This window comes from Candidatus Hydrogenedentota bacterium, assembly GCA_019695095.1.
GTDB lineage: Bacteria > Hydrogenedentota > Hydrogenedentia > Hydrogenedentales > SLHB01 > JAIBAQ01.
Genome location: JAIBAQ010000360.1, coordinates 1 through 3,280, shown reverse-complemented (window position 1 = coordinate 3,280; position 3,280 = coordinate 1). Strand labels below are relative to the sequence as shown.

2 protein-coding genes are annotated in these 3,280 nt (G+C 59.7%); both read right to left on the bottom strand.

Annotated elements, in window-relative coordinates:
- A partial coding sequence (locus tag K1Y02_26340; GenBank protein ID MBX7259901.1) for a hypothetical protein occupies nt 1-1,007 on the bottom strand: 1,007 nt, incomplete at its 3' end.
- A gap of 68 nt (nt 1,008-1,075) precedes the next feature.
- Nucleotides 1,076-3,280, bottom strand: a 2,205-nt coding sequence (locus K1Y02_26335) for an ATP-dependent Clp protease ATP-binding subunit (protein ID MBX7259900.1), incomplete at its 5' end; no start/stop codon positions are given.

Sequence of the window (3,280 nt, the reverse complement as noted above, 5' to 3'; positions counted from 1 at the left end):
TCCTGTTCGACGACGTGCGTCGTCTTGTTCTCGCGGTCCAGCGTCACCTGCGGCTCGACATGCGCGTTGATGTACCCGCTGTCGGAATAGCCTTTCTCAATGGTGGTCGCATCGGTGTTCACCTGGCTCTTGTTGTGCACATCGCCAGGCTTCACCTTGATCACGTTCATTATTTTGTCGTCGTCAAACACGGAGTTGTCCGCCGGTTCAACCGTGGCCACCGCATATTCCTTGCCCTCGGTGACGTTGACCTTGATGTCAACGGACTTGCCATTCTCGGAATATGTCATCTCGGTGCCAGTGACCTGCGCCTCCAAACGGCCCACGTCGCCATACTTGTCGACGACCTTGCCCAGATCCGTTTCAAACTTGGCTTCATCGTACTTGCCACCCAGGAACCACCAGCGGCGCTTCGTCTCAAGCCCCTTCTTCAACTGGCGATCGCTCAGGCGCTCGTTTCCTTCGAACTGAAGCGAACGAATCTTTGCCTTCTTGCCTTCGGAGATCATGTACGTGATGCGGACGCGCGAAGGACCTACCTCTTCCACGACGATGTCCACCGTCGCGTTCGGCATACCTTTCGACTGGTACAGCTTCAGTACCGCGGCCCGCTCTTCTTCATACCCTTCTTCAACGAAGGTGTCGCCTTCCTTCCAGGTTAGCACTCCGCGCACGGTGCGCGCGCGCAGTTTGTCATTACCGATAATCTTGATCTCGGAAATGACGCGTTTTTCCTGCACCTGATAAACGACGACCAGACCGTCCCCGGCTTCGGAAACGTCTGCTTTGATGGTGGTGAAGAAGGTGGTGTCGTACAGGCGGCGGATGTCGCGCGAGATCGCGAGCTGGCTGTAGGTCTGGCCTGCCTGCACTTCGAGTTGGCTGCGAACAATCTGTTCGCTCACCCGCTCGAGGCCGTCAATGCGGACCTCTTTGATGGCTTTGCCATCGTATTGTTGCGCCTGCGCGGACGGCGCAATGCCACCCACGAACAGGAGAACGGCCAAAAAGCAAGCACTCTGCCATACCGACACCCGGGCAGAGGCCCCACTCCGTAGGAAGCGGCTCATTGTGATCAATTAGTGATACCTTCCGCTATGGGCACAACCGGCTCGAACACCAGCTTGTCATCCTGCTCCGAGGGGCGCACGTCGATGCGCATCCCTGGCGCAAAAGCCCCCTTCAATAGCGATTCCGAGAGAGGATCCTCGATGTACTGCTGGACAGCCCGGCGTAACGGCCGCGCGCCATACTGTTCATCGCTACCGACCCGCACGACGAATTCCTTGGCCTCGTCGCTTAGATACAGTTCGTAACCCTTCTCCCCGACTCGTTCTATCACTTCCGCCACGTGTATGTCAACAATCCTGACGAGTTCGTCGTGGGTCAGACGGTGGAATACCACCAATTCATCGATACGATTCAGGAATTCCGGGTTGAAGACCTTCTTCACTTCTTCCATCACCCGGGACTTCATCTCCTTGTACTCGTCTTCGTGGGTGTCACGGGTGAACCCGACCTGGGTGGTCCGGCCGATGCGGCGCGCGCCGACGTTACTCGTCATAACGATGACGGCGTTCCGGAAATCGACCTTGCGGCCCGTGGAATCGGTCATATGGCCGTCTTCGAGCACTTGGAGCAGGATATTGAACACGTCCGGGTGCGCTTTTTCGATTTCGTCGAACAGTACGACGGAATACGGACGCCGACGGACCTGCTCGGTCAACTGCCCCCCTTCGTTGTATCCGACGTAGCCGGGAGGCGCTCCCGCGAGGCGGGAAACCGCGAATTTCTCCATGTATTCGCTCATGTCGATCGTAATGAGCGCGTCTTCGTTGCCGAACAGGAACGACGCCAGGGTCTTTGCCAGCAGGGTCTTGCCGACACCCGTCGGGCCCAGAAACAGGAACGAACCCACCGGGCGCCGCGTGTTCCGCAGCCCCGCCCGGGAACGCTGGATCGCGCGGGTTATCGCGTCTATGGCGCTTTCCTGCCCGACCACCGCCTTGTGCAGTTCGTCGCGCATGCGCAACAGGCGGTGCGACTCGGACTCTTCCAGCTTCGTCAGCGGCACACCCGTCCACTTGGACACGATGTACGCAATGTCCTCCTCGCCGACGATCATCTCGGCCGAATCGCGCTTCTTCTCCCAGTCGCGCAACCGGTCCTCGCGCTCGGAAATGAGCTGGCGCTCCTTATCGCGCAGGCTCGCGGCACGCTCGTACTCCTGGCGCCGAATCGCCGCCTCTTTCTCGTGGGTGACCTTATCGATCTCCCCTTCGAGTTCCTTGATGGAATTGGGGCGCGTGGTAATCTGCAGGCGCGCACGGCTGCCCGCCTCGTCAATCACGTCCACGGCCTTGTCCGGCAGATACCGGTCCGTGATGTACTGGTTCGACAGCTTCGCCGCTGCGACAATCGCCTCGTCGGAGAACTTCACACGGTGATGCGCTTCATACTTGTCGCGCAACCCATTCATGATTTCAATCGTCTGCTCAACGCTCGGCGCGTCGACCATGATTGTCTGGAAACGCCGCGCCAGCGCCGCATCCTTCTCAATATGCTTGCGGTACTCGTCCAGCGTCGTCGCGCCGATGCACTGCAGCTCGCCCCGCGCCAGCGCCGGCTTCAGCATGTTCGCCGCGTCCACCGCGCCTTCCGCCGCGCCCGCGCCCACGATCGTGTGCAATTCGTCAATGAACAGAATGATATTGTCCGCCCGGCGGATTTCTTTCATCACGGATTTGAGGCGCTCTTCGAACTGGCCGCGGTACTTCGTGCCCGCGACCACGCCCGCGAGGTCCAGCGTCAGCACGCGGCGGTTGCGCAGCAGGTCCGGCACGTCGCCGTTCACGATAGCCTGCGCCAGCCCTTCCACGATCGCAGTCTTGCCCACGCCCGCTTCGCCAATCAGCACAGGGTTGTTCTTCGTGCGTCGGCTGAGGATTTGAATAACGCGCTCAATCTCGGATTCCCGGCCGATGACCGGGTCCAGCTTGTCTTCCATCGCGAGCGCCGTAAGGTCGCGCCCAAAGGTATCCAGCGCGGGGGTCTGGCTCTTCTTGCTCGTGCTCGCCTGCGGACTCGGCTTGCTGGAATCGCCCAGCAACCGGATTACCTCCGCCTGAATCTTCTCCAGATCGATTTTCATGTCCTGGAGCACTTTGGCGGCGATTCCCTCGCCTTCCTTCACCAGACCCAGCAGAATGTGCTCGGTTCCGATGTAGTTGTGATTGAAACGGCGGGCCTCTTCGACGGCGAGTTCCAGCACCTTTTTCGC